We start from the raw sequence: 20,317 nt of genomic DNA, 5'->3' as shown, positions 1-20,317 counted from the left end.
GGAAGGAACGCGGCGGGCCTTGATTTCCGGGAGGCGGCAGGCTCGGCCGCGCAGCGGCCTTCGGCTGCAATGCCGCGTCCATCGCCGGTGGAGGAGCGGACCCGCCCATACGGCCAAGGCTTCGCCCTGCCGCCGGGCAGTAGGGAAAAGCACGGACGGATATCATCACGTCAAAGGGAGGATCGGGACACGATATGACGACAGAGACAGGAGAGACCCGGGTTCTCGAGAAAAACGAGTACGGCTTCATCGAGGACCCCCGCTACAAAGTGTGCGAGAAAGAGGCCTGGTACGGCATCTTTCTCGGTATCGTCAACCTGGTGATATGGGCGGTGACGGGCTACGGGCTCGGAAGTGGCCCCGTGGACGGCTATTCCTACATTATGGGCTTCCCGGCCTGGTTTTTCGTCAGTTGCATCGCCAACTCCATCTTCGCGATCGCAGCGACGGCCTACATCGTCGGGAAGAAGATGCGGGACATGCCCCTCGACCCCATGACCGAGGATGAGGCCGAGGCGTTCGTTCGCAACGGAGGAGGTCGGCTATGAACACGGTGCAGTGGTCCACGCTCCTGCCCATCGTCTGCTACTTCGCGCTCATGTACTTCATCGGCGTCTACGCCCTGCACCTGGTGAACCGGGCCAGCCTCCGCAAGGGGGGAAGCGGTTCGGCCTACATGGAGGAGTACATGACCGGGGGACGCAGCACCGGGGGGTTCGTCCTGGCCATGACCCTCGTGGCCACCTACCTGAGTGCCGGCAGCTTCATAGGCGGCCCCGGAACGGCGTACACGCACGGGCTCGCCTGGGTCTTCCTGGCCATGTCCCAGATTCCCACGGGGTACTACACCCTGATGGCCCTGGGCAAGAAGTTCGCCATCATCTCGAGAAAGACGGGGGCCAACTCCATCAGCGACTTCCTCCGCGCCCGCTACGAGAGCAACGCGGTCCTCATCATCGCGTCCCTGTCCATCATCTTCTTCCTCATCGCGGCCATGGCCGCCCAGCTCATCGGCGCTTCGCGTCTGCTCCAGGGGTCCACGGGGCTGGACTACAAGCTCGCGCTCCTCTTCTTCGCAGCCACGGTGGTGGTCCATACGGCCATCGGCGGATTCCGCGGGGTGGTCTTCAACGACACGCTCCAGGGCGTGGTCATGACCTTCTCGACCCTGGCCCTCTTCGTCGCCATCGTGGTCAAGGGCGGAGGCATCGCCAACATCGTCCAGGACATGAAGGCCGTCAACCCCGGCATGATCTCGCCCTACGGGGTCAAGGAGGGCTTCATGACCGTCCCGTGGGTGTCGAGCTTCTGGGTGCTCGTGGGCTTTGCGGTCATAGGGCTTCCCGCGGTCGCTCAGAGGGCCATGAGCTACAAGGACTCGAAGAGCCTCCACGCGGGGATCCTCTACGGGACCGCCGTCTCCCTCGTGCTGCTGCTGGGCATGCATCTCGTGGGCGCCTTCGGGGTCACCCAGGTATCCGGCATCGCCTCCGGGGACCTGGTCATCCCCACCCTCATCCGCTCCCTGTTCCATCCCGTGCTGGCCGGGATCATCCTCGCCGGCCCCCTGGCGGCGGTCATGTCCACGGTCGACTCCCAGCTTCTGGTCGTCGTCGCGGCCATCGTCAACGACCTGCTGGTGAACTACATCAAGCCGGACCTCAAGGAAAAGTTCAAGGCCCTCCGCACCATCACCATCGCCACCTGCTGCATCGTGGGCGTGATCATCGTCGCCCTGGCCTTCAATCCGCCGGAGCTGATGGTGTGGCTGAACCTCTTCGCCACGGCGGGCCAGCTCTCGACCTTCCTGTGGCCCACCATTCTGGGACTCTACTGGAAGAGGGCCAACGCGCCGGGGGCCATCGCCGGCATGGTGGCGGGCATCGGAACCTATCTTTATTTCAACTACCTCATGCCGCGGCCCATCGGCCTGCACCCCATCGTGCCGTCGCTGGCGCTCTCCCTCCTGGCCTTCGTCGTGGTCGCAAAGATGACCCGAAAACCGTCGGAGAGGGTGATTCGGCTCTTCTGGGGGCTTTAGCGAAACGAGGCGGCCGAGAGGGGCGGATCGTTCCGCCCTCTCGGCCGCTCGGCCCTTTCGGCAACAATCTTTTCAGGAGGACACGATGGAGTCGAAGGAAAGGAAAGGCGGCGTTCAATCCATCGAGCGGGCGTGCGCGGTGCTGGACCTTCTCGACACGGAGGGGGAGATGGGTGCCTCCGAGATGGGGCGCAGGCTTCGTCTGGAGCGGAGCACCGTCCACCGCATCGCCTCGACCCTGAGGGACCTCGGCTACCTCGTCCAGAATCCGGGGAACGCAAAGTATTCCCTGAGCTTCCGTTTCTTCGAGATGGGCAACACCGTGGTGAGGCGCCACGGGCTGCGCCGGCAGTGCGCGCCATTCCTCCGGGAGCTCTCCGCACGGACGAACGAGGCGGTCAACCTCGCCATCCTCGACGGGGTCCACATCCTGTTCATCGATAAAATCGAGAGCCGATCCACCATCAGGGTGGACCTCTCCGTGGGGAAGCGGCTTCCGGCCTACTGCACGGGGCTCGGAAAGGCCCTGCTCGCCTGGCTGCCCGAGGAGAGGGTCGAGGAGCTGCTGGGCCCCTTTCCCCTCCCAAAATTCACACCCAACACCAGGGTCACCCCGGAGGCGCTGAAGGAGGACCTACGTTCGGTGAGGGAAAATGGCTTCTCCCTGGACGACGAGGAGTACGTCGAAGGGCTCATCTGTATCGCCGCACCGGTGCGCGGCCGGAATGGGGAGGTGGTTGCGGCCATGAGCATCGCCCTGCCCAAGTTTCTCTACGCCGGTGCGGAGGAGAGGTGGAGGGAAATGCTGCCCCTCCTGCTGGAGGCCACGGAAAACTTCACGGGCTCCCTGGGGATCCAGGGGAACGCCGATTGAGCCGGGGTGCCCCCAAGTGAGGGGAACCCCGATTTTTGAGGGGCGGCAGGGCAGGACGCGCGATGCCTGCCTCTCCAACGTCAAATCCGGAGCCCCCCTCGGGTCAATTCAACCAACTTCTGAGCCCCTCCCGTTCGAGCTCGGCCTTGGAGGGAAGGCCCTCGACGACGATTCGGGCCCCGAAATTGGAGCCGTACGCGCTGCAGAGGGCCAAAAAGAGCTCCAATGCCGTCCCCGCACGTTCTTCGAGCGGATATTCCCTCAGCCCCAAGGGGTCCGGATTTTCGCTCCACAGGTTCATGGCGGGGTTGGGCGTCTCCGAAAGGAAGGCCAGACACTCCGTCCCCTCGCCGATCTCGTAATGGCATATTCCGCGGTAGCCCGGCGCCGATTGATCCAACTTGAGATGGATTCCCCTGTCCTCCAGCAGGAACAGAGCCTCCGCACCGATCTCGACCGCTCTGGGATGAGCGATCAGGGAATTGGCCAACAGACTGTTCTTCCCCACCTTTCCCGTGCGGGGATCGAGGGCGTCCTCGAAGGTCCTGGCCTCGTGCATATCGAGGCTGAAGTTCACCCGTTCGCGACGGATCAGCTCCATCACCGCGAACGTGATCCTCTGGGCCGGCGTCCCGTCGGCCTTCCCCGGGTAATTTCTGTTCACGTTCCGCCACTCCGCGCCGTTCTTGTGGACAAAACCGGACGGATGGATGAAATGCTCGGGGTCCCGCTCCCCGGGACGGAGCGGGACATAACGGTCGCCGTACGACAGGAAACGCTTGCCCGAGCGTCCCTCGACCTCGATCTGGTGGGGTCGGCGCCCCAGCGTATCGCTGACGGACATGCCCGCGGCATTGAGACAGGGGATGACGAACAGCGTTCCCTCCTCGACGCGGGCGTTCTCGACGATCAGCGTCGCCGCGGTCACGCCCGCGATCTCCCGGGGATGGGTCCCGCCCATCACGAGCGCGACGGCTCCTTGCCCGCGTCCCTCCAACATGAGGACCGGCGTGTCGTACTCGCTGTTCTTCAGGTGCTCGTTGTAGTCGGACAGCCATTTCATGCGTGTGACGCCGTACCCGGGACGCACGTCCATCCGAAAAGCGGCAAGGGACGTCTGAACGGCCAACGCCCCCAAAACGACCGCCGTGACGCCGAGCCGGAACGCCTTGCGGAAACTCGTCGCCATGGTCAGTTCAGCCAGGCCGCGATTCCCTGCTCCACGAGGACCTGATAGGTCGGCAGTCCCTCGAGCACGAGACGCTCTTCGTGAGATTCGTTGTAAAGGCGCACCAGCTCCTGAAAGACCTCCTGATGCAGCCCCGCACGATGTTCGATCGGATAGGTCCTGTCGGTGAGGATATCGGGGTTCTCCCGCCAATCGTCCAGGGCAGGGGTCGGGGTCTCGAACAGGAAGGACAGACAGTCCGTCGCGTCGCCGATCTCCAGATGGCTCAAGCCGCGAAACGCCCTGTTGGAGGGCTCCATCTTGAGCTCCATGCCGAGGTTCGCCCCCACGTTCATGACCGCCTCCGCCCCCAGCTCCATGGCCTTCTCCTTGGGGTTGCAGACCAGCATGTAGGCGAGGCGCCCCCCCTGCTGCACCTCGCCGGTCTTTCTGGACAGGTACCAGCTCGGCGTATCCGCCTCGTGCATATCGACGGCCAGCCCCACGTTTTCCTTACGAACCAGCTCCATCACGGCATAAGCCGCCTGCTGCGTCGGGGTCCCGTCGGGCAGTCCCGGATAACAGCGGTTGATGTTCCGCATCTCGTTGCCGTCCTTGCCCCTGGAGTTCGGGATGATCGCCCCGGACTGGTGTTTGTACTGAACGGGATCGGGCCCCTGATCGGCAACGTCGACGCGGCGGTCGCCGAAGGGAAGGTACCGGAAGCCCGAACGGCACTCGACCTTGTGGAACCTGGGGATGTTCGTCGCAAGGTCGCGAATGCCGTATCCGCTCGCGTTCAGAGCTGGAACGACGATAAGGCGCCCCTCGACGGCCCTGGCGTTCTCGACCGCGATGAGGGCCGCGACGTGCCCCGCGAGCTCACGGGGGTGTGCACCGCCCAGGATCAGCATGGTCGCCCCGGCCTTCTCTCCCTCGATGTAGTAGACCGGAGCGTCCAGATGGGTCCCCCTCAAGGGGGCGTGATAATCGGAGAGCCAGCCCAGGCGGGTCACCCCATAGCCCGGCCGGACGTCCGGCCGGAAGAAAGCGGCCCATGCGGACGTGCAAAGGACGACGACGAGGACCGCAGTCAGGGCCCAAAAACGCCTGAAACGCAGGATACGCATGCAAGTACCTCCATTCATCTCGGAAAACGGGTCCGGGAAGTGGGGAGGCCCCTTCCCCGCCCCTCACGCGGCACGGTTCCGGCCCTACTTCTCCGGAGCGGACGCGGCCCCGCCGCGGCGTACGGAGCCCACACCGGTCAGAAGGCCGTCAAGCCCCACCTCGATGGCGTTGGGACCGCCGAAGTACAGGTGGGGGAAGGGCTTCACATCGACCTTGTGGCCGAAACCATTCTCCAGCGCCTGCATCGTTGCGGGGTCGTAGCCGCTCTCCATCTCCATCAGGGACACGCCGTCTTTTTCGACGAAGCTGCTCATGATCTTCGGGGCCTTGATGGTCTGCTCCAGCGTCATCCTGAAGTCGATCATGTCGACGAGCATCTGGGTCAGGGTGGGGACGATCCGTCCCCCGCCGGGGGTACCGAGAACCCAGCGGAGCTTGCCGTTCCTCTCGACGACCATGGGAGCGATCGTCGTCCGAACGCGCTTGCCGGGGGCCAGATCGCTCACGCCGCCGCCGGGCTCGTTCCAGAAGTTCCCCATCTCGTTGTTCAGGAAAAAGCCGTCGACCCAGCATCCGGTCCCGAAAAAGCCGGAGATCGTCTGGGTCCAGGCTACAGCGTTTCCCCAACGGTCGATGACCGAAAAATGCGTCGTCGAAGCCGATTCGCGCTCCTCGGCATCCCATACCTCCAGGGCGGCGGCCTTAGGAAGCGCGAAATACCTCCGGAACTCCCCCCCCTCCTCGAAGGCGGGAGCGTCGCCGGGCTTGGATTTTCCGTCCTTCCACTCGTCCGCGGTCGTCGCCCCCTCGAGCTTGATCTTCATCAGCCGCAGCTTGGCGTAATCCTTGGCCGCCATGCCCTTTGCCGACGTCCGGTTGAAGGCGGGATCCCCGATGTAGGCGCGCAGATCCTGCTGCGTCAGGAGAAACGCCTCCTGCATGATGTGCAGTCGAAGGGGGTCGTCCCAGCCCATGTTGGCGAAATTGAAGTTCTCGAAGATGTTCAGGTTCTCCAGAAGGCGGGGCCCGCCGACCGGAAGCCCCGCAACGACGATGTCGTACCCCCTGTAGGAACCTCGAAACGGCTCACGCTCGATGACCTTGTAATCCCAGAGATCGCTTTTGCGCATCCATCCGCCTTTTTCGACCATGAACGCATCGACGTCGTCGGCGATGGAGCCCTCGTAAAATTCACGAAGCCCCTTGTCGACGAGCGTCCTCAACGTGGCGGCCAGTTTGGGGTTCCTGAACGTCTCCCCCGGCTCCCACGCCAACCCGTCGTTGAGAAAATCCGGGGCGTTGCCGGAGAGGAGCGTAAAGTTGTCCTTGCAGATCTGAGCGAAGGTCCTGTTCACCTCGAAGCCTTCCTCGGCATAGCGGATCGCGGGAGCGGCCAGCTCCGCCAGAGGCTTGGTCGCGCCCCTGGAAAGGACCTCCTCGATGGCCGCCACCACCCCCGGAACACAGGCGCCCTGCGGCATCCTGCTGATCTGCTTGATCGTGAGATCCTCGCTCCTCAGGCGTTCGTACGTGGCCATCTCCGGGGCCTTGCTGCGAAAATCGATGGAATACGTACGACCGTCGGCCATGCGGACGACCATGTAGCCCTCCCCGAAAAGACCGGAGGCATAGGGTTCCACGACCCCCAGGGCCAGGCTGGTGGCGACGGCCGCATCGATGGCGTTGCCGCCCATCTCCAGAATCTCGGCCCCCGCCGCCGCGGCCAGGGGATGCGCCGCGGCCACCATTCCCTTGTCCGAGCTCAGCACCTGCTCGGTGGTCACGGCGCAGGCCGAGACCACGGAAAGGAGCGTCATCGCAACACCAAGACACCACGTTCTCCTCCACCTGCGATTCCACATCTCCCGTTCCTCCTCGATGCAATGGATAGGTACGACTCCTCTCTACGCCCGACTTCGGGCAACGCGATGCGGGGACGTTACGAGCCGTCGCCCCCGGGCCGGCCGTCCTCCCCGTAGCGGTCCACCCGGAACCGCTCGACGGCCATCCCCTCGGGGTCGGCGATCCCCGCCTTCCGCATCGCGATGGAGAGCTGCGCCTCGACCGTATCGACCCCCTCCAGGTCCGGCAGCAGCACCCCGCGCCGGCCGCCCTTCGAGACGATGACGCCCCAGACCTTGGGGTCGAGCGCCTCGAGGCCCGCCACCGGCTCCGGGTCGGCGAGCACGTCCACCGAGAACACGGCGTCCGCCAGCTCCCCGGCCGTCATGGGCGGAAAGCGGGGATCGCGGGTCGAGGCGGAGACGGCGTTGGCAATGATCTCCCGGTCCAGGCTCCGCTCCGCGGGGGCCAGGGTGCCGATGCAGCCTCTGAGAGCCCCGGACCGGCTCTTGATGGAGACGAAGCAGGCGCGGCGCTCCGCCCAGAGTTCCGATGAAGCGACCTCCGATCCCGATCGGGGCAGAGGACGACCGCCAAGCAGCCGGGCGACGGTCTCCCGCGCCAGCCGCGCACAGGGGTGCGCCCCGGGCCTCCCCTCCACCGGAGCCCCTCCGGGCGCCTCCCAAAGGGCGTTGCAGTACCCCACCCCGAACGGGCCCTCGTAGGAGAGCACACGGGGCGACCCGGAGAGCGCCCGACAGAGCCCCAGCATCGCCAGGACGGACCGCAGGCCGCACTCCCCCGCCGCGTCAAGCGTCTCGGGGGACAACGCGATCAGGGGCCCGGCGTCGCCGGACTTCAGGGCCTCGAGGACCGCGCCGTCGAATACTCGCCCCGCGGAGCTGTAGCCCGCCGGGGCGCCCGGGATCAACCGATGCGACAAGTCCCCGCTGGCGACAAGCCCCCACCGCAGGCCGTCGTCGAAGCCCGCCAGGTGTTCCCCCATGCTCAACGCCTGCCGAGGCGTCAGACCGATGGGAGAGGCCAGGACGACCGGCGGCAGCGTCCCCCAGGCCTGCCGCAGAAAATACAGCGGCACGAGGGAGCCTTGGTCCGCCGTCAGATCGGGACGGCTCCCCTCCCGGACCGGCGTTCCGGCCCCGGCGAGCTGCACCGCAAGGGCCTTGCGGCGCTCCGGGGACGCGACCGGCTCGAGGACGACGGAGGGGGCTCCGAAGGGCGCCAGCGTCCCCCGCGGCCGTTCGGCGGTGTTGAGAAAGAGCGCCCCGGGAGCGTAGGGCTGATGGGGGGAGAGGAGAAGCAGCAGATCGGGCCTCTTGTCCCCGAGAGACGCCGTCAGCCGCTCCAGCCCCTCCAGGGTCCTCCCCGCCTCCCTCTCCCTTCCCCGGCCCACTTCGGGGACGAGGACCGGCGGATGCGGCATCAAAGCCGCCCAGATCCAGGACATGACGTCACCTCCTTTTCCCTGCATACGCGGAATGGGGAGCCCCTCCGCGGACGCGGCGGCGCCCATGCGAAGCAGGACACGTTAGCGACAAAAAACAGGCTCTTCAAAACATTATACCCTCCCCAGCGGAAAAGGAGGGCGACCGCGCCATATCGACTCTTCAAACAAAGAAAGAGGCCGACGCAATCGCCGGCCTCCTTCTTTTTGAGGGGGGGTTCCAAAACGACCGAACAAGAACGAGGGGGTGTGCCTACTCGACATCCTCAGAACCGGTATTTCCAGGAGAGGGCTCAAGGAGCTTTCGGCGTTCGTCATTTGTTCGTGACACCAAACATTATACAGAGGACTTGCATAATGTCAAGGGGGTAAATTCAAACTTTCAGGATCCGGGTCCTTTTAACACAAAGCGGGCCATTACATGGGTCGATCGACATCGTCCCCGCATCCGGCATGGACAAAAATCACAGCCCCGACTTTTATCTCACACCGTAACGCTATAATTTGGAGGGAAAACCGGGGGCATTTCCGTCCCCCTTCAGCGCATACGAACGAGGAGACGAGAGCATGTTTCAGGAGGAGATCGTCCGCTCCTTCGACGGAGTGGAACTGTACCGGTGCGCCGACGTTCCGTCCTCGCCCCGCGGGACCGTCATCCTGCTCCACGGGCTGGGAGGCCACAGCCGAAGGTTCGACGAGCCCGCGCGTCATCTGAGCGAGGCCGGGTGGTGCGTCGTCCGCTACGATCATCGGGGGCACGGAAGATCCGGAGGAGCGCGCGCCTACGTGAGCGACTACGCGATTCTCGTGAAGGACGCGGAGTTCGTCGTGGAGGCCGCAGGAAGGGATTCTCCGGGTCCCGTGTTCACCTGCGGCTACAGCATGGGGGGGCTGATCTCCCTCCTTCTGGGCATCCGTCGCCCGGAGCTCCTGAGGGGGCAGATCTTTCTGGGCGCCTGCGCCTGCGAGCTCCCGCTGTACCGCAATTTTCGCCGCCCCCACATCGACAGGATCGCACTGCGCACGTCGCCCTCCGTCGGATCGGCCCTGCTGAGCCGCGACCCCGGAGTGGCGGACGAATACGACCGGGACCCGTGGGTCCTTCACGCCTTCACCAACAGACTGCTCCACGAAGTCTTCATCCGGGGCGTGGACAGCCTGGAGGATACCCTGCCCCTTCATCGTCTGCCCTGCCTCGTCCTCCACGGCGGCGACGATCGGCTCGTCCCGGTGGAGTCCTCGCGCATCCTCCACGACCGCTCGTCCTCGGCCGACAAAACGATCGAGATTCTGCCGAACTGCTACCACGACATCCTTCACGACGCGGCACGCGACGCCGTGGTCTCCCGCATCGCCTCCTGGATGGCAGAACGCCTGTAAAACCGATCGGACCGCCCGTGAATGGACGGTCCGATCGCAGTTGTTTCGTGTCGTTCAGGCCCTCACCAGGTTCGGCGGCTCCCTGCCCTCGAGCGCCGCGGCGATGTTCGCCACCGCGACAAGCCCCATGTTGACGCGGGTCTCCACGGTGGCGCTGCCGACGTGAGGCGTCATCACCACGTTGTCCAGCGCGCTCAGGCCGGGCGCCGTGTCCGGCTCGTTCTCGAAGACGTCGAGCCCGGCGCCCCAGATCGTACGGGACTCCAGGGCGCGCACCAGCGCCCCCTCGTCGACCACGGGGCCGCGCGACGTGTTGATGAGGATGGCGGTCCGCTTCATGAGCCCCAGTTCCCGCTCGCCGATCAGGTGGCGCGTCTCGGGCGTCAGGGGCACGTGCAGGGAGACGAAATCCGACTCCCTCAGGAGCTCGTCCATGGGGACGAATCGACCGCCCGTCTCCGCCTCGAACTCGGGGGAGGGACGCCGGCCCGCGTAGAGGACCTTCATGTCGAACCCGCGGCTCTTGCGCGCGAAGTTCCGGCCGATGCGCCCCGCCCCGATCACCCCCAGGGTCCGTCCCGTAATGTCCATGCCCAACATGAACTCGGGCTGCCAGCTGAAGGTTTCCGAGCGCATCAGCCGGTCGCCCTCCGCCACGCGCCGGGCCGTCGCGAAGAGCAGCGCCCACGCGATATCCGCCGTGGCGTCGTTCAGGACGTCCGGCGTGTTTGTGATCCACACGCCCCGTCTGTGCGCCTCCGGGACGTCGATGTTGTTGTAGCCCACCCCGTAATTGGCGAACAGGCGGCACTGCGGCCCCGCCGCGTCGTAGACCTCCGCGTCGATCCGATCGTTCAGGAGGCACAGCACGGCGTCCCGCCCCCGGACCCCCCGGAGCAGCTCCTCCCGGGTCGCCGGACGCGGCTCCGCGTTGACCTCATAGTCGCAGATCTCCCTCAGCCTCTCCATGATCGGGGCCGGCAGCAGCCGTGTGACGTAGACGCTACCCCTTCGCTCCATCGTCGCCACTCCCTTCGAACTCAGAATTCGAACTCAGAATAGGAACTGGGGCCTCACTCGGCCTTTCCCTGGCCCTCGACCGTGACGCTCGTCATCACCACATCCTTGACCGGACGATCCTGACGCCCCGTCTCGACCTTGCCGATGGCCTCGACCACGTCCATGCCCGAGACGACCTGGCCGAAGATGGCGTGTTTCCCGTCCAGCCAGGGGGTGGGGACCAGGGTGACGAAGAACTGGGAGCCGCCCGTATCGGGACCGGCATTGGCCATGGACAGGATCCCCGGCTTGTCGTGCTTGAGGCCGGGGCCGAACTCGTCGGGAATCGTGTAGCCGGGTCCGCCCGTCCCCGTCCCCTTGGGGTCCCCGCCCTGGATCATGAAGCCGTCGATGACCCGGTGGAAGATCACGCCGTCGTAGAAGCCCTTTTTCGCCAGGTCAATGAAGTTCTGCGCCGTCTTGGGCGCAAGATCGCTGAACAGCTCGACCCTGAAGGTCCCCATGTTGGTCTGGACCACCGCGACGGGGCGTTCCTCGGCCCGGGCCGTCCCCGGCGACAGCAGAAGCAAACAGGACAACACCAGGAAAAGCACGAACGTTATTTCCATAAACTCTCTCACCATGAATATCCCCTCTCGACAGATGACCGCGGCAGGGCCGCCGGTACCGTCATGATAACACGGCGCCCGGGATTTCCGCCCGGGCGCCCAAAAGCCTCTCATGCTCCCACGTCGCCCGCGGCGGGCATGTGCGACCCCTAAATCCCCGCCGCGGCCTCACGCTTGGCCTCAAAGATGGAGGCGACCTCCCCGTCGCTCAGCGCAAGCCCGTAAAACTTCCGGTAAAAATCCTTTACCGTCCGGTTCATATCGATGTCCGCGAAAAGCTCCGGGTGGTTCTCCTTCGCCATCCACAGCAGCATCAGGGCGGAATCGGAGCAGGTGACGTACCAGCGATACATGCCCAGAGGCAGCTTGCGCACGGCAGCCCGCTTGACGGCCTCGACGGGGGTCCAGTCGTGCCCGGTTATCCTGTTCCCGTAGAGGTCGTCCGGCAACAGCGGAAGGAAATTGGTGATGAATATTTTCTCCGGATTCCACGCATAGATCTGCTCCATGTTGACGCTTTTGGTCCCCTTGCCCGCCTCGGAGGCGACGTTGACGCCCCCCGAAGCGCCGATCCAGTAGTCCGCCCAGGACGAAGCCCCGGGAACCCGAACCGCCGAGGCCTCGTAGCCGTGGATGAACATGCAGCGCGGTCTCCCGCTCTGGGGAACATCTTTGAGGCGCTCCGCCACTTTATGCTGCATGTCCCTTCCGTAGGCGACAAAATCCTCGGCCTCGATAGCCGTATTCATCACTCGGCCCAACAGCTCCATCCAGCTGTTGATGGTCTCGACCGCATTGAAGCCCTTGACGTCGAGCCTGAATCCCACGGCGGGTATCCCGGCCCTTTTGCAGGCCTCGTAATCCCCCGGCACGGCGGAGGCGTAAAGCACGACGTCCGGCTTCAACTTCAGCAGCTCCTCGACATTGAGGACCCCATTTTTGCTGAACCCGCTCGGAACATGGACGATCTTGGGAGCGACCTTCACCAAAAGCGAATTCTCCGCGGCGCTGATGATCGCGGGGTCCAAGCCCACCAGCTTGTCGACGTTCCCCTCGAAAAGGCAGAAGACCGAGGCGAGAGGCCAGGCGGAGGCGATCACCACGCGATTGACCTCGGCAGGAAGCTCGACCTCGTTCCCCACCTGATCCACCACGATACGGGTCCCCGCCCCGGAAGCCCTGTTCTCCGGCGTCGCCGCAGAGGCGTCCGAGGCGAAGGGCATCCCCAGGAGCAGCAAAAGCAATGTCAGACATCCCAAACAACGAAAGGAGCACATCCCGAAATTTCGTGTTCGCAACCTAATGACCTCCTCGAGATGAGGCGCCATCCCCCTACAGCGTCGCGATGGGGATGACGCTCTTGTAGCACAGACCGTCGCAGAGACAGTCCAGAATCTTGACGCGGACGTCGAACGCGTGCCGCATGTTCTCCTCGTTCACGACGGTCGAGGCCGGACCGTACAGGCTGTCGCCGCCCCGGTGCAGGATCAGCGCCTTGTCCGCAATCTTGAGCGCGTGCGCCGGGTAGTGGGTGTTGATGACCGCCGCGATGCCCCGCTCGTGCGCCAGGCGCTCGATCGTCTCCAGCACGATCAGCTGGTTCTTGAAATCGAGGTTCGACTCCGGCTCGTCCAACACCAGCATCTCCGGCTCCGCACTCAGGGCCCGGGCGATGAGGACCATCTGCAGCTCGCCGCCGCTCATGCAGCTGCACCTCTTGTCGCGCAGGTGCGCCACGCCCACGTGCTCCATGGCCCGTTCCGCGGCCTCCTCGTCCGCGCGGGACGGCTGGGCGAAAAGCCCCATCCGCGCCGAACGTCCCATGAGGACCATCTCCCCGGCCGTATAGGAGAGCGCCGTGCCCTTGGACTGGGGGACATAGGCGATGCGCCTCCAGACCTCGCGCGGGCTCAGACGGGAAAGGTCGCGCCCGTCGATGTAGCTGGCACCCTTCTTCCAGCGCAGAAGCCCCATCATGCACCGCAGCAGGGTCGTCTTCCCCACGCCGTTGGGCCCCAGCACCGCCAGGATCTCGCACCCCTTCACGGAGAAGGTGACGTCCTTCAGCACCGGAACCGCATCGTAACCGAAACTTCCCTTCCGAACGTCGAAGATCACAGCCTGGCCCCCCTGGTCCGCCGCAGCAGCACGATGAAGAACGGCGCTCCGATGATCGCCGTCAGGATGGAGACCGGGATCTCCGCCGCCGTGGCGCTGCGGGCGGCCGTGTCGATGAGGACCATGAACGCCGCGCCCAACGCCAGGCTGACGGGCACGATCCGCTTGTTGTCGCTTCCGCAGATCATCCGCGCCGCATGCGGGATCAGCAGTCCCACCCACCCCACGTTGCCGCAGAGCGAGACGCACGAGGCCGTGATCAGCGTCGCCGCCCCCATCACCGCAAGCCGCAGCTTCTTCACGTCGATCCCCAGCGATTTCGCCTCGTCCTCCTGGAGCGAAAGGATGTTCAGCCTCCAGCGCAGCAGAAACAGGACGAACACCCCTGCGGCGATCAGGGGCACCCCCATCGCGATGCCGTGAAAGCTGGCCCGCGACATGCTCCCCATCAGCCAGTAGGTGATGGCGGGAAGCACCTCCTCCGGATCGGCCACGTATTTGGCCAGCGAGACCATGGCCTGGAAGAGCGCGGAGACCACCATCCCCGCCAGCACCACCATGACGACGCTGCTCTTGCCGCGGACCCGGCTGATGAAGGTCGTCGCGAGCAGCGCGATCAGCCCCATGACCATCGCCGAGCTCTGCACGGCCAGGAGATTCTGGGAGAAGAGGAGCGCCAGCACCGCGCCGAACGAGGCCCCCGTGGCGACGCCCAGGGTGTCCGGCGTCGCCAGGGGGTTGCTGAACAGGGACTGGAAGGAGGCGCCCGCCGCCGAGAGCCCCGCCCCCACAAAGAGGGATAAAAGGATCCGGGGCAGCCGCACCTTGCAGATGACCGAATGGGCGGTGGAGGCGACGCTCTCGCCCCTGAGCGCGGAGAACAGAATCTCCAGCGTCTCCCGAATGCTCACGTGATAGCGCCCGACCCCGAGGCAGATCAACGCCGTGGCGACGGGCAGGAGAGCCAGCAGGAAAAAAAGCCCTCGCCTTCGCATGATCACTTGGTGTTGGCGGCCTCGCGCACGGGATGGAAGATCCTGTGGAGCTCGTCGTCCGTCAGGTCGACGCCGTAGAAACGCTTGTAGTAGCTCCGAACCTCGGCATCCATATCCACCCGGGCGAAGAGCTCCGGCTGGTTCTTCTGGGCCAGCCACTTCAGCACCAGCGGCGTATCGGATGCGGGCGGGTACCAGCGGTACATGCCCAGGGGGAACTTGTAGACCTTTTTCTCCCGGACGGCCTTCACGGTGCTCCAGTCGTGGCCGGGAATCGCGTTCTCGTACAGGTCCTCCGGCATGTGCCGGCTGAAGTTCGTGATGTAGATGATGTCGGGATCCCAGGCGTAGATCTGCTCCATGTTGATCTCCGCAACCCCGGACAGGCCCGAAGCGACGTTGACCGCCCCGGTGGACTCCAGCCAGTACTGCCCGTAGAAGTTGCTGCCGGACGTCTTGATGATCCCGTCCCCGTAGTTGAACAGGATCAGGGCCCGCGGCTTCCTCAGGTCCTTCGCGCCGTTCAGCGCGGCTTGAATCTCGTCGTAGGTCTTCCGGCCGTATTCGACGATGCCGCCCGCCCGGTCCTCCTGCTGGAGGACCTCGCCCAGGAGCTTGACCCAGCTCTCGAAGGTCTTGATGGTGTCGAAGCCTGAGAGCGCCGTCGAAAAGCCCACCGAGGGAATGCCGGTCAAAGCCAGCTGCTTCGCATGCGCCGCAGTCTCGACCCTATAGAACACGACGTCCGGCTCCAATTCCAAAAGCTCCTCCGCGTTGAGCACGTCTCCCTTCAGAAATTCGGTCCGAGCCTTCAGCACTCCGGGGGCCACGCGCGGAAGCAACGAATGTTGGGCGGCGGACATGGAACCGGGATGAATGCCCACCAGCTTGTCGCCCGCCCCCTCGAACAGGCAATAGACGGACGGAAGGGGCCAGGGCCCCGTGATGACGATGCGCTCGATCTTCGCCGGTATGCGCACCTCCTTGCCCGTGTGGTCGACGACCACCCGAGTCTCCTTCTCGGAGGACACCTTCGCTGCGCCGCTCGAGGCGGACGCCCCCCAGGCCCCCAGGGTCAGGGAGAGGAGAAGGACGGCACAGAAAATGCCGGCCGGACGAAAAACACGGTCACACAACGACTTCATACGACACCTCATCCTTTCCAAATACCTATCGAAAAGAGTTTTCGGGGAAATCGTCCCCCGAGTCACGACGAGCTCTCCCCGCCGGACCGGCCGGGGGAGCTCCATGTCCGAAAAGCCCTGCAAAACACCTCGTTGAAGCGCTCCCCGACGTACCGGACGGCCGGGGTCGGAGACTGATGGCTGGAGACCGCGTAGAGCGGAAACGGGACGAACTCCACGGAGGGCTTCCGCAGGAGGGACTCCAGCAGAGGATCTCCGACGATCAGCGAAGGCCCTGAGTTCATCGCGCTCCGTATCGCCGCCTCGTCCCGAAGGTCGCGGTCTCCCGGCAGGGCCAGCCCCGGCTCCAAGCCGAACAGACACCCCACCGCGACGTTATCGACGCCGAACTCCCGGGACAGCGCCCATCGGACGGCGTTCGCCTGAACCTGCTCCCCGATCACCAGGACCTCCGGTTCGGAGGAGGGCGGTGAGCCCTGCAGTACGTGGGGCTTGGGAGCCTCGCCGCTCAGCATCGCGCGGAGCACGCGGAAGTATTCCTCCAGACAGGCCCCGCCCATCGGCAGCCCGCAAAGATACGGCGTGCCGAACCGGCGGTGCATCCACTCCGAGACCATAAAGCCGCCCCTCGACACGGCCAGGTTGACGCGGGCCGAAGGAGCGCGGCGCAGGTCCTCCAGGCCGTAGCCCATCGCCAGGGTCGAGACGATCCCGACCCCCCGTTCCCGCAGCGCAGCCTGAAGGTCCCGCACGTTCGCCCCCTCGCCGAAATCGAGCGGCGTCGCCCCCACGATGTTGACCCCGTCCGCGACGGCCGGAGCGGGCTCCGCAAAGCGCTCCAGCAGCGCCTTCAGTGCGGCCGCAACGCCCCGGTCGTAATAGGCCGTGCCCGTGGTGTCGAACCCAAAGCTCGGCAGTCCGGTTCTGGCCTCCAGCTCCGCGGCGATCCCCTTCATGTCGCTGCCGACCACCATCGGCACGGGGCTTCCCACCAAGGCCGCGATCTCCGGCCTCAGGTCGCCGCACGCGGCGATCATGCGGCCGATCAGCTTCTCGTCGTCCCCCATCACGGCGTCGAGGTCCCTCAGGGCAGAGCAGAAGATCGCGGAACGCGCCCCGTACCATCGGGGCTCGTCGTATCCCGTGTAGTTGCCCGTGCATCCGGAGGCGTCGTGGATGGCGACCACGGCGGGCAGGTCGAAGAACACGGAGGAGACCCCCGAGTAGTCCGGGGAAAAGGGCGGAAGGGATATCGACAGGCGCGCCATCACACCACCAGCCCGTAACCGTCGATCAGGCGCTCGAGGTCCGTCTCCGTCTCGGCGGCCGCGCGTATCCGTCCCATCAGGGTGCGGAGCCCATGGAATCCGAAGAGCCCGCCGTCGGCGAAGAGGTCGACCACGTGCCGGGCCCCCGCAATGTAGGCGCCGTCGATCCCGATCGCAAGGGCCTCCCCCATCCTGCGGTCGAACCGGACGACCCGGTGGTGCTGGGGCTGCATCAGCTCGACGTCCGGCCGATTCGACTCGAGCCAGGCCAGGTTCTCGCGGTCGATGGGAATGCACTTCTGGGCCTCCACGCGCCGGACGGAAAAACCGTACTCCAGGAGCGCGCGGGCAAGACCGAAGGGACGCACCGTGGCGGAGGCGTCGACGATCACCGGCCTGTCCCCGACGGCCTTCAAAGCCGCCTCCACGGCGGCGAGCGCATCAGCCCGGTCCGCGGCCAGGTCGGGCTGCTCCCCTGCGGGATCCAGAAAATCCCTCAGTCGCCCGTACCCCTCCTCAATCTCCCCGACGCGGTAGCTCACCGGCAGAAAAAGGAAGGGAATCCCCAGCTTCCGCTCCATCTCCTGGGCGGCCCAAACCCCGGCCGGAAGGAGGACGAGGTTGGCCCGGCTGGACGCCATACGCCGGAAGGCGTCGAAGGTCCCACAGGACGAGATGTGCCGCAGCTCCTCCACCCCCATGCCCGACAGGAGACGGTACAGTTCGCACCCCGGGTCCACCGCCTCGAGATTGCCGATGCTGTTGACCGCCGCCTCCCTCGTCTCGGAGGGCTCCAGCAGGCTGTAGATGCGCCTCTGGATCGTCACCGGGGGCGGGGACTTCGAGTCGAGCGATATGGGGTTCATGTGGCAGATCCGGAAGAGCAGGCCGGGAAAGCGATCGTGCAGAACCTCCAAAAGGGCGTCACGATCCGTCCCGATGAGGTCGTCGAGACAGCTCAGGAAGATCAGGACGACCCTCGGGCGCCACGTCAGGGCCTCCAGGAGATCGGCCACCGCCCCGGGAATCAGGTCGTCGTACCCCCTGACGATATCGTTCTGATCGACGTAGAGGTACGCCAGACGGTCCTTGAACCCTTGGCGCATCGCGCCTATGGCCCCGTGCCGGCCGCAGGCGAAGGGGCAGACGAAGAGCTGAACGCTCTCCGGGACCAGCATCCCGATCCGAACCATCCCCCAGCCGCCGTGCGCCGGCGAGGTGTAGTGAAGCGTGTCCTCGAAGGTGCCGCTCATCCCCCGCACACCTCCAGGACACGGTCCGCGAGGTCCCGGTACTCCGCCGCCATGGGGCTTTCCGGCAACGCCTCGATGACGGTGCATCCGCGGTTCTCCGCCGTCTGGACGTCCCCGTCGCGCGGGATCTTTTTCAGGACCCGGGTCCCCATCTCCTCGGCGGCCTCGGCCACCTGGCGGTCCTCGTCGGCGATGTTGCGCGAGTTGTGGATCAACCCGGCGAGCCTCGCATAACCGCGGCTGCCGAAGCTCTCGACGGCGTGAGCGATGTTCGAGGCCGCAAACAGGGCCATCCGCTCCGCCGAGGTGACGATGAGGACATGGTCGGCGTAGCCGCCCCGTATGGGCATGGCAAAGCCGCCGCACACCACGTCTCCCAGGACGTCGTAAAGGACCACGTCGGGTTCGAAACGCCCGTAGGCATCGAGCTCCTCGAGCTTTTCGAACGCGGCGATGATCCCGCGCCCCGCGCAGCCGATCCCCGGGGTGGGCCCCCCGGACTCGACGCACAGGCACCCCCCATAGCCCTCGAAGACGATATCCCCGAGGCCAACGGAGTCCGCTCCCTCCCGCATCCGGTCCAGCACGGTCGGAATCGCGCGCCCGCCCATCAGGGTCTTCGTCGAATCCGCCTTGGGGTCGCACCCGATCTGCATGACCCGAAGCCCCCTCTCCGCCAGTGCCGCGGAGAGGTTGGATGTCGTCGTCGACTTTCCGATGCCGCCCTTGCCGTAAATCGCTATTTTTTTCAACAGGTTCCCCATCCCCAAAATCCAGATATCGATTGTCTTCAAACACTTTCTCGTTGCACTCAGTCACCGAGTCATCAATGATAGCATAAAAGTAATGTAGGTCAAACATTGTTTTGGATAAGCGTCGCACACGCCCCAGAAAAAAGGCCGGCAGAGGAAGGATCTCCCCCTGCCGGCCTTAGTTTGTTTTCCTTACTGATACTGTTGCGGACGACCGCTACTTCTTCCCCGACTCCGCAGGGGCGACGTCCTCGGACACCAGCATCTCCACCTTGTAGGTCTTCTTCAGGAGCTCCGTGGCGGCCTTGAAGGCCTCCCCCTTCTTTTCATTGGTGAGGTACTGAAGCAGCTGGGGCTTTACCGTATCGAACGGCTCCACGGTCTCGGGGATCCGGCTCTCCAGCTTGATGACGTGCCAGCCGAACTGGGTCTTGACGGGCTCGGAGACGTCGCCGGGGTTCTTGAGCGCGAAGGCCGCGGACTCGAACTCGGGGACCATCTGCCCCTTGGAGACCTCGCCCAGGTCGCCGCCCTGGGCGCTGGAGGGGCAGAGCGAATGCGTCTTCGCCAACTCGTCGAAGGAGACGCCCCCCTTGAGCTCCGCCTGGACCTTCGCGATGGTGTCGGCGCTCGTCACATCGTCGCTGACCAGGATATGGCGCACGCGCACGCGCTCGGGCTGGGTAAACTGGTCCGGATGCCCGTCGTAGAACTTCTTGGCCTCCTCATCGGTGACGGAGACGTCCTTCAGAGCCGCGTCGATGGCCGCACGGGCCAGGGACTGGACGCGGAACGTCTCGAGCGCCGCCTGGAAATCCGGCGTCTGGTCCAGCTTCTCCGCGGCGCCCTTCAGGGCGAACAGACGCATGGAGACGAGCTCGTCCAGCACGGCCTTGCGACCCTGCGGATTGTCGTACATCATGGCCCCCTGGGGCCCCATCATCCGGATGATCTGGTCGACGTCCTTCTCCTTGATCTCCTGGCCCTCCACCCTGGCCAAAACCTTCTCGGGATCCGTCTTGGGCTCCGGAGCCGGTTCCGTCGGAGCGGCCCAGGCCCATCCCGCAGCCAGCAAAGCCATCAAAACCAGCCCGAACGTCGTCCTTCTGGCAAATGATCCTTTCACGTTCTCTTCCTCCCCATGATTGTTCTCGACTTGTGCGCCGACGACCGGCACGGTATGGCATTGTAGCACAAAGGAAGGCGCGGGAACGAGGTAAAAGTGCGTATATCCATCCCATAGGCCCGTGCAGGCCC

18 protein-coding genes are annotated in these 20,317 nt (G+C 65.1%); 4 read left to right on the top strand and 14 right to left on the bottom strand.

Annotated features, from left to right (window positions below):
* The first annotated feature begins 194 nt into the window (after positions 1-194).
* The 3 genes from EII26_RS10040 (at position 195) to EII26_RS10030 (ending at position 2,915) form a co-directional block, all read left to right on the top strand.
* Entirely contained in the window at positions 195-548 is a 354-nt protein-coding gene (locus tag EII26_RS10040) for a YhdT family protein (RefSeq protein ID WP_124889024.1), read from the top strand.
* Positions 545-2,041, top strand: a complete 1,497-nt coding sequence (gene panF / locus EII26_RS10035) for a sodium/pantothenate symporter (RefSeq protein WP_124889023.1) — start codon at positions 545-547, stop codon at positions 2,039-2,041. The genes EII26_RS10040 and panF overlap by 4 nt, the downstream gene beginning before the upstream one ends.
* 85 nt (positions 2,042-2,126) lie before the next feature.
* Positions 2,127-2,915 carry an IclR family transcriptional regulator gene (locus tag EII26_RS10030; protein WP_124889022.1) on the top strand — a complete coding sequence of 263 codons (789 nt, stop codon included), beginning with the start codon at positions 2,127-2,129 and terminating at the stop codon, positions 2,913-2,915.
* Positions 2,916-3,018: 103 nt separating this feature from the next.
* Here the strand turns inward: EII26_RS10030 and EII26_RS10025 are convergent, their stop codons facing one another.
* The 4 genes from EII26_RS10025 to amrA form a co-directional block, all read right to left on the bottom strand.
* Entirely contained in the window at positions 3,019-4,104 is a 1,086-nt protein-coding gene (locus EII26_RS10025) for a deacylase (RefSeq protein WP_124889021.1), read from the bottom strand.
* Positions 4,105-4,106: 2 nt separating this feature from the next.
* On the bottom strand, positions 4,107-5,213 hold the full coding sequence (locus EII26_RS10020; protein ID WP_124889020.1) for a deacylase: 1,107 nt from the start codon (positions 5,211-5,213) through the stop codon (positions 4,107-4,109).
* 84 nt (positions 5,214-5,297) lie between these two features.
* Complete coding sequence (gene ggt / locus EII26_RS10015; RefSeq protein ID WP_124889019.1) at positions 5,298-7,076, bottom strand: gamma-glutamyltransferase; 1,779 nt, start codon at positions 7,074-7,076, stop codon at positions 5,298-5,300.
* A gap of 77 nt (positions 7,077-7,153) precedes the next feature.
* Positions 7,154-8,524 (bottom strand): AmmeMemoRadiSam system protein A, encoded by a 1,371-nt coding sequence (gene amrA, locus EII26_RS10010; protein WP_158612261.1) that lies wholly within the window; start codon positions 8,522-8,524, stop codon positions 7,154-7,156.
* Between the two features lie 564 nt (positions 8,525-9,088).
* On the opposite strand from amrA, the gene EII26_RS10005 reads away from it, so the two are divergent.
* Positions 9,089-9,901 carry an alpha/beta hydrolase gene (locus tag EII26_RS10005; protein WP_124889017.1) on the top strand — a complete coding sequence of 271 codons (813 nt, stop codon included), beginning with the start codon at positions 9,089-9,091 and terminating at the stop codon, positions 9,899-9,901.
* Between the two features lie 54 nt (positions 9,902-9,955).
* Here the strand turns inward: EII26_RS10005 and EII26_RS10000 are convergent, their stop codons facing one another.
* The 10 genes from EII26_RS10000 to EII26_RS09955 form a co-directional block, all read right to left on the bottom strand.
* Positions 9,956-10,921, bottom strand: coding sequence for a 2-hydroxyacid dehydrogenase (locus EII26_RS10000; RefSeq protein WP_124889016.1), 966 nt, complete (start codon positions 10,919-10,921; stop codon positions 9,956-9,958).
* Between the two features lie 53 nt (positions 10,922-10,974).
* Positions 10,975-11,502, bottom strand: a complete 528-nt coding sequence (locus EII26_RS09995; protein WP_233572700.1) for a peptidylprolyl isomerase — start codon at positions 11,500-11,502, stop codon at positions 10,975-10,977.
* A 176-nt stretch (positions 11,503-11,678) separates the two neighbouring features.
* Positions 11,679-12,773: an ABC transporter substrate-binding protein gene (locus EII26_RS09990; protein ID WP_199735174.1), complete on the bottom strand. Its 1,095-nt coding sequence runs from the start codon at positions 12,771-12,773 to the stop codon at positions 11,679-11,681.
* Between the two features lie 88 nt (positions 12,774-12,861).
* Positions 12,862-13,647: an ABC transporter ATP-binding protein gene (locus EII26_RS09985; RefSeq protein ID WP_124889014.1), complete on the bottom strand. Its 786-nt coding sequence runs from the start codon at positions 13,645-13,647 to the stop codon at positions 12,862-12,864.
* The gene (locus EII26_RS09980; protein ID WP_124889032.1) at positions 13,644-14,642 is read right to left on the bottom strand and encodes a FecCD family ABC transporter permease; all 999 of its coding nucleotides are present in this window, start codon (positions 14,640-14,642) and stop codon (positions 13,644-13,646) included. The genes EII26_RS09985 and EII26_RS09980 overlap by 4 nt, the downstream gene beginning before the upstream one ends.
* 2 nt (positions 14,643-14,644) lie before the next feature.
* A complete protein-coding gene (locus tag EII26_RS09975; protein WP_199735172.1) occupies positions 14,645-15,787 on the bottom strand; it encodes an ABC transporter substrate-binding protein in 1,143 nt (380 codons plus the stop codon).
* 62 nt (positions 15,788-15,849) lie between these two features.
* Positions 15,850-17,055, bottom strand: a complete 1,206-nt coding sequence (locus EII26_RS09970; RefSeq protein WP_124889012.1) for a nitrogenase component 1 — start codon at positions 17,053-17,055, stop codon at positions 15,850-15,852.
* On the bottom strand, positions 17,055-18,308 hold the full coding sequence (locus tag EII26_RS09965) for a nitrogenase component 1 (protein ID WP_124889011.1): 1,254 nt from the start codon (positions 18,306-18,308) through the stop codon (positions 17,055-17,057). The genes EII26_RS09970 and EII26_RS09965 overlap by 1 nt, the downstream gene beginning before the upstream one ends.
* Entirely contained in the window at positions 18,305-19,102 is a 798-nt protein-coding gene (locus EII26_RS09960; RefSeq protein ID WP_233572699.1) for a nucleotide-binding protein, read from the bottom strand. The genes EII26_RS09965 and EII26_RS09960 overlap by 4 nt, the downstream gene beginning before the upstream one ends.
* A 175-nt stretch (positions 19,103-19,277) precedes the next feature.
* Entirely contained in the window at positions 19,278-20,186 is a 909-nt protein-coding gene (locus EII26_RS09955) for a peptidyl-prolyl cis-trans isomerase (protein WP_124889010.1), read from the bottom strand.
* Positions 20,187-20,317: the final 131 nt, after the last annotated feature.

Origin of the sequence: Fretibacterium sp. OH1220_COT-178 (genome assembly GCF_003860125.1) — a bacterium.
Taxonomy (GTDB): Bacteria; Synergistota; Synergistia; order Synergistales; family Aminobacteriaceae; genus CAJPSE01.
Note: the sequence above shows the minus strand (reverse complement) of the source record. Positions and strands in the feature narration are given on the sequence as shown.

Bases quoted from the DNA above. Each gene is read 5' to 3' on its own strand.
- amrA (WP_158612261.1), bottom strand. From the start codon at position 8,524: ATGTCCTGGATCTGGGCGGCTTTGATGCCGCATCCGCCGGTCCTCGTC.
- ggt (WP_124889019.1), bottom strand. From the start codon at position 7,076: ATGTGGAATCGCAGGTGGAGGAGAACGTGGTGTCTTGGTGTTGCGATG.
- EII26_RS09965 (WP_124889011.1), bottom strand. From the start codon at position 18,308: ATGAGCGGCACCTTCGAGGACACGCTTCACTACACCTCGCCGGCGCAC.
- panF (WP_124889023.1), top strand. From the start codon at position 545: ATGAACACGGTGCAGTGGTCCACGCTCCTGCCCATCGTCTGCTACTTC.
- EII26_RS09975 (WP_199735172.1), bottom strand. From the start codon at position 15,787: ATGAAGTCGTTGTGTGACCGTGTTTTTCGTCCGGCCGGCATTTTCTGT.
- EII26_RS10025 (WP_124889021.1), bottom strand. From the start codon at position 4,104: ATGGCGACGAGTTTCCGCAAGGCGTTCCGGCTCGGCGTCACGGCGGTC.
- EII26_RS09980 (WP_124889032.1), bottom strand. From the start codon at position 14,642: ATGCGAAGGCGAGGGCTTTTTTTCCTGCTGGCTCTCCTGCCCGTCGCC.
- EII26_RS10040 (WP_124889024.1), top strand. From the start codon at position 195: ATGACGACAGAGACAGGAGAGACCCGGGTTCTCGAGAAAAACGAGTAC.
- EII26_RS09970 (WP_124889012.1), bottom strand. From the start codon at position 17,055: ATGGCGCGCCTGTCGATATCCCTTCCGCCCTTTTCCCCGGACTACTCG.
- EII26_RS10000 (WP_124889016.1), bottom strand. From the start codon at position 10,921: ATGGAGCGAAGGGGTAGCGTCTACGTCACACGGCTGCTGCCGGCCCCG.
- EII26_RS10030 (WP_124889022.1), top strand. From the start codon at position 2,127: ATGGAGTCGAAGGAAAGGAAAGGCGGCGTTCAATCCATCGAGCGGGCG.
- EII26_RS10005 (WP_124889017.1), top strand. From the start codon at position 9,089: ATGTTTCAGGAGGAGATCGTCCGCTCCTTCGACGGAGTGGAACTGTAC.
- EII26_RS10020 (WP_124889020.1), bottom strand. From the start codon at position 5,213: ATGCGTATCCTGCGTTTCAGGCGTTTTTGGGCCCTGACTGCGGTCCTC.